The organism is Symbiobacterium sp. (assembly GCF_040797425.1).
Taxonomy (GTDB): domain Bacteria; phylum Bacillota; class Sulfobacillia; order Symbiobacteriales; family Symbiobacteriaceae; genus Symbiobacterium.
This window is the reverse complement of the sequence record NZ_JBFNEH010000098.1, coordinates 1-5,086: the sequence shown is the minus strand read 5'-3', so window position 1 is coordinate 5,086 and position 5,086 is coordinate 1. Positions and strand designations below refer to the sequence as shown.

General features: G+C 66.9%; 7 protein-coding genes and 2 tRNA genes. 8 read left to right on the top strand and 1 reads right to left on the bottom strand.

Going from position 1 to position 5,086, the window contains the following annotated elements; translation table 11 throughout:
• Positions 1 to 268: 268 nt before the first annotated feature.
• From mnmA to AB2385_RS16540, 5 genes are all read left to right on the top strand, one after another.
• Positions 269 to 1,366, top strand: a complete 1,098-nt coding sequence (gene mnmA, locus AB2385_RS16560; protein WP_367656119.1) for a tRNA 2-thiouridine(34) synthase MnmA — start codon at positions 269 to 271, stop codon at positions 1,364 to 1,366.
• 578 nt (positions 1,367 to 1,944) lie between these two features.
• Positions 1,945 to 2,430, top strand: coding sequence for a PRC-barrel domain-containing protein (locus AB2385_RS16555; protein ID WP_367656118.1), 486 nt, complete (start codon positions 1,945 to 1,947; stop codon positions 2,428 to 2,430).
• Positions 2,427 to 2,636, top strand: a complete 210-nt coding sequence (locus AB2385_RS16550; RefSeq protein ID WP_367656117.1) for a hypothetical protein — start codon at positions 2,427 to 2,429, stop codon at positions 2,634 to 2,636. Before AB2385_RS16555 ends, AB2385_RS16550 begins: the two co-directional genes overlap by 4 nt.
• Before the next feature lie 12 nt (positions 2,637 to 2,648).
• Positions 2,649 to 2,846 (top strand): hypothetical protein, encoded by a 198-nt coding sequence (locus tag AB2385_RS16545; RefSeq protein WP_367656116.1) that lies wholly within the window; start codon positions 2,649 to 2,651, stop codon positions 2,844 to 2,846.
• 3 nt (positions 2,847 to 2,849) lie between these two features.
• The gene (locus AB2385_RS16540; RefSeq protein ID WP_367656115.1) at positions 2,850 to 3,953 is read left to right on the top strand and encodes an AI-2E family transporter; all 1,104 of its coding nucleotides are present in this window, start codon (positions 2,850 to 2,852) and stop codon (positions 3,951 to 3,953) included.
• A gap of 193 nt (positions 3,954 to 4,146) precedes the next feature.
• Here AB2385_RS16540 and AB2385_RS16535 read toward each other — a convergent pair whose 3' ends face one another.
• Positions 4,147 to 4,410, bottom strand: coding sequence for a hypothetical protein (locus tag AB2385_RS16535; RefSeq protein ID WP_367656114.1), 264 nt, complete (start codon positions 4,408 to 4,410; stop codon positions 4,147 to 4,149).
• Positions 4,411 to 4,580: 170 nt separating this feature from the next.
• Here AB2385_RS16535 and AB2385_RS16530 point away from each other — a divergent pair, with 170 nt between their 5' ends.
• From AB2385_RS16530 to AB2385_RS16520, 3 genes are all read left to right on the top strand, one after another.
• A complete protein-coding gene (locus tag AB2385_RS16530) occupies positions 4,581 to 4,883 on the top strand; it encodes a hypothetical protein (protein ID WP_367656113.1) in 303 nt (100 codons plus the stop codon).
• Between the two features lie 48 nt (positions 4,884 to 4,931).
• A tRNA-Lys gene (locus AB2385_RS16525) sits at positions 4,932 to 5,007 on the top strand.
• Positions 5,008 to 5,014: 7 nt separating this feature from the next.
• Positions 5,015 to 5,086: transfer RNA gene (locus AB2385_RS16520), tRNA-Thr, on the top strand.

The following is a 5,086-nucleotide window of genomic DNA, read 5'->3' as shown; positions in this document are numbered from 1 at the left end:
TTTGTTTGTCTTCTCTCGTGTCTGGGGCGGCGCGGGTTCGCGCCCCCGCCGCTTCTGTGGAGGGTTACCGGCCTGCTGGCGATGCGCAACGGTGCAGGATGCGCTCTGGCTGATGCCGGTGGGCCACGCCGGGAAGCGTCCCTGCCCGACTGGCCACTGCACGGCCCGGACGGGGTGCTCGCCCAGGTGACGACCGGGCGCGGTCGATGGGGGCGGCAACGCCATTCGGGCCAGACTATGTTGAGAACGAGAAAGGGGGTGGGCGACCATGGCCAAGCGGGTCTTGATGGCAATGTCCGGCGGCGTCGATTCCTCGGTGGCGGCTGCGCTCCTGGTGGAGCAGGGCTACGAGGTGATCGGCGTCACCATGAACACGTGGACCGACGACATTCCGGAAGAGATTCAGATGAACCAGCACTCGGGCTGCTGCTCCCTGGCGGCGGTGGAAGACGCCCGCTCCGTGGCGAACAAGCTGGGCATCCCCTATTACGTGATGAACTTCCAGGGGCAGTTCGCCCGCACCGTAATCGACTACTTCATCGAGGAGTACACCCGGGGCCGCACGCCCAACCCCTGCATTGCGTGCAACCGCTACGTGAAGTTCTCGGCCTTTCTTGAAAAGGCGCGCCAGCTGGAGTGCGACTACGTGGCTACCGGCCACTACGCCATCATCGGGCATGACGAGCGCTATCCGGGCCGCTGGCTCCTGGGCAAGTCCCGCGACGCCCGGAAGGACCAGACCTACGTGCTCCACAACCTCACGCAGGAGGCGCTGGCCCACACGCTCTTCCCCGTCGGCGGGATGGAGAAGCGGGAGGTGCGGGACCTGGCGGCCAAGTACGGCTTCGTCACGGCCGACAAGCCCGACTCCCAGGAGATCTGCTTCGTCTACGACAACGACTACGGCCGCTTCCTGAAGGAGCGGGTGCCCGAGGCGATCGTGCCCGGCCCGATTCTGAACACCCGCGGCGAGGTGATCGGCCGGCACCAGGGGCTGCCGCTCTACACCGTGGGGCAGCGCAAGGGCCTGGGACTGACGACCCCCCGGCCGGTCTACGTGGTCGAACTGGACGCGGAGCGCAACGCCCTGATCGTGGGTGAGGAGGAGGAGACCTACCGGGGCGGTCTCATCGCCGCCGACCTGAACTGGATCGCAATCCCCGGTCTCACCGCCCCCCGCCGCTGCCGGGCCAAGATCCGGCGCATGGCCCCCGAGGCGGACTGCATCCTCTACCCGCAGGACGACGGCACGGTGCGGGTGGAGTTCGACCAGCCGCAGCGGGCGATCACGCCGGGCCAGGCGGTGGTCTTCTACGAGGGGAACTGGGTGCTCGGCGGGGGTACGATTGAGAAGGCGATTTCATGAGATGGCATGCCCGCAACGGGCATGCACGCGCCGCCAGGCTGCGCAGCCTGGCGGCTTTTTCGCGGCCAGCGCGGGAACGGCCCGTGCGCTGGCCCCCCACTGCCCCCTGGGGCCCGCATCCGTCAGCCCCCCGGCTGGCCCGGAAAATGCGGGGAAAAACTGCCTTGTATTTTGGACGAGATAGGGGGAAAAATCGCCCCGTATTCCGGTTATGTAAACTTGGCCCCAGCCAACATTCTGTCGAATCCTGTGTGACCCTGTCGAAACCGCCCTGGCGGGCGGACTTGAAGCGCTTCAAACGGCCTTTCGGGGTACGGAAATAGGGAAAAAGCGCCCCCTATCTCCCCGAAAATCCGGGGAAATCCTGACCGGTATTTTGAACCCTCCTGCCCGGGCCAGTGCGAGCCTGGTGCGGACGGTGTCCGAGATCCGTGGCAGACTCGGCGCGGGCGGGGGCGGGCCCTGGGGCGACCGGCGCACGCAGGCGGCCGAACATGTTTTTTGCGTGCAATCTTGGGGCAGACTGGCAGGTGTGACAGGACGATCACAACTGCGGTGAGCGAGGGGTCGATGCAGTCGTGCCCAGGGCGAGTGACCTCATCGGACTTCCGGTACTGGCGGGTCCGCAGCTCAGGCCGATCGGACGGGTGCAGGAGCTTCTGCTCAGCCGGGACGGCCTCCGGCTGCGCGGGCTGGTGCTCGAGAGCGGCGGCCTCTTCAGCCGCCGGAAGGTGCTGGACTACCGCGCCGTGCAGAGCGTGGGGGAAACCTGCATCGTGGCGGGTGAGGAGCAATACCTGGAGGCTGAAGACGCCACCCGGCCGGGGTCGGACCTGACTGGCCTGCCGGTGCTCGACGGCTCCGGCGAGGAACTGGGGACGCTGGACGACCTGCACTTCGACCCGGCAACGGGCCAGATTCACGCCTTTCAGCTCTCCCGTGGTTTTGTGGATGACCTGTTAAGCGGGAAGGCGATCCTCCCCCTGACCGGTCCGGCAATCGCAGGCGAGGGGGCGATTCGCCTTAGTTCCGCAGGCGGCGAGGAAGGGGGGCTGATGGGGTGAGGTGCCCTAACTGCGGCGGGCGCAGTATCGGCCGCGTCGGTTCGGAGCAATACTACTGCTGGGATTGCTGCGTCGAGTTCAACACCGGGCGCGGTGCTGTGCGCATCTACCACCTGGGCGCCGACGGCGAGCTCGTCGCCGCCGCCGAGCACCAGGCGCCGGAAGCGTCGGTGTTGACCGGACCGACCCACGAACGTCGTCGATAGGAGATGAACACGATGCGGTACAACAACGGCGCCTTCATTTCGGGGATTCTGGCCGGCATGGCCCTGGGCGCCATCCTGGTGATTGCCCTGACGCCCCAGACGCGGCAGCCGATGATGCAGGGCATGGGCCGGATGGGCCAGCAGATGCGGCGGATGTGGCGCGATGGAGTCGACGCGGTGGCGGACGCCATGCCGGGGGAACCGGACTAGGCCGTGACGCGGCGGGGACGGCGTGTACTGGCGGCGCTGGTGCTGGGCGGACTGTCCGTGGCCACCCTGTGGGTGCTCTGGACCGTCCGGCCGGTGCTGGCGCCCTTTCTCCTGGCGGTGGTGCTGGCCTATCTGCTGGCGCCGCTGGTGAACCGGGTGTCCGGGCTGGGCCTGCCGCGGGGCTGGGCCATCCTGGCGGTCTACGCGGCGCTGGCGGGCGTGGGGGCCCTGGTGGTCATCAAACTGGTGCCGTCCGCCCTGACGGAGGTGCGGCGGCTGACGGACGCCATTCCGCTCTACTCCGCACAGGCCCGGGACATCGCAGACGGCCTGCAGCGCTGGGCGCGTGACACCGGCCTGCCGCCGGAGCTGAGGGAGAGCCTCGACCGGCTGATCACCACCATCGAGGTCCGGTCCGTGGCCGCACTCCGGCGGGTGGTGGACATCCAGACGCTGGAGGCGGCCGCCGGCTTCCTCGTGAGCCTGCTCCTGGCGCCGTTCCTGGCGTTCTACCTGCTGAAGGACCTCGACTACTTCCGCGACCGCTTCGTCCGGGCGCTGCCCCGCCGCTACCGGCAGGAGATCATCCAGCTGCTGCGTGACCTGGACCGCGTGATCTCGGGCTTCGTACGGGGCCAGGTGCTGCTCGGACTCTCCGTGGGGAGCCTCGCGGCGCTGGTCTCGGCCCTCTTCGGACTGCGGTTCGCCATGCTGCTGGGCATCTGGGCCGGCCTGATGGAGTTCATCCCCTACGTGGGGCCCGTGCTGGGCGCGGTGCCGGCCGTGCTGTCCGGCTTCGCCGTGTCCCCGTGGCGCGGCCTGCAGGTGGCGCTGGCCTTCCTCGCCATTCAGCAGCTGGAGAACGCGGTGCTCTCGCCCAAGATCATGGGCGAGTCAGTGGGGCTCCACCCCATTGTGGTGCTCTTCGTGGTGCTCTCCGGCGGCTACCTGGCGGGCCCGTGGGGGCTGATCTTCGCACTCCCCACCGCCGGGCTGCTGCGGGTTCTGGGGAAGTTCGTGCTGGAGCAGTTGACCGAGGTGCACCCGCTGCAGGTGGTGCCCGTCCGGCCGCCCCGCCGGGAGGAAGAGAAAAGCCCGACCGGGTAGGTCGGGCGCTGTTGAGACCTGCTGGGTGGGTGTGATGCCGGTCTTCTTCTCGGGATGTTCGATGGCTGCTTCAGGCGTGACAGAGGTGGGGTCCGGGCAAGGCAGACCAGGACCACCTCGCGCCAGGATGTCCCTGGTGCGAGCGCCCTGGCCCCGGCCCGGGGACGACAGGGCTGGATCGATGAGTCCCCGGCTACGCGTGGCTCTTGACCGGCTGGTCGAGGGTATGGGCCACGGTGTACCCCAGCGAAAACATGGTGAACGAGATCTCCAACAGCTCGTGGTACAGGGCGTCGAGCTGCGCGGTGGTGAGCGCAGGGCCTTCCCAACTGAGGGCAGCAGCCACGGAGGGCAACCGCTCCCGCACGAGGAGCTCGATGCCCTCACGGGATTGGGCACGGTTCTCAGCCAGAAGCGTGTATGCGCGATCGCGGTAAGCCCGGAGGATCTCTTCCACGTTCGTCCCCCTCATCGTTTGCAGTAACACTATTATACTCATACCCAATGAAAAACTACAAGGACCCCAAATCCAGGGTGAGAAGGAATAGACTTATGCTGCCGCGCAGTGAACTTTGCCATGCCTCGGTACGTAGGGATTTACGGAGACCGGGCGGGGAGGGCTGGCGGTTGGATGAGGGTAAGGTCTTTGACCTGTTTCTGGACCTGCCTGACGGGTACCAGGTGCAGCTGATGGTGATGGCTGAGCCGCTGTCGGGCAGCGGGCGCAAGGTGGCCTACCGCAGCCGGGTGTGGCTGGGGCATGAGAATGAGATGGATCCGTACGTGTACCGCTGGCAGATCTGCTGGGATCTGGAAGAGGCGATTCGCACGTGCTACGCGCTGCTCTGGCAGGCTGCGCCGCAGTGTTTCCGCTCCCGGGCCGCGCTGGAGGCGGTGCGGGGTGTTGACAGGAAGCTGTCGACCGGATAGAATAACGATGCGCCCACCAGTGGGAGTGGCGCAAGACGGACACAGTTCGGACCGCTAGCTCAATTGGTAGAGCATCCGACTCTTAATCGGACGGTTGTAGGTTCAAGTCCTACGCGGTCCACCAACCTTTTGCTGATGTAGCTCAGGAGGTAGAGCACGACCTTGGTAAGGACGAGGTCACCGGTTCGAGCCCGGTCATCAGC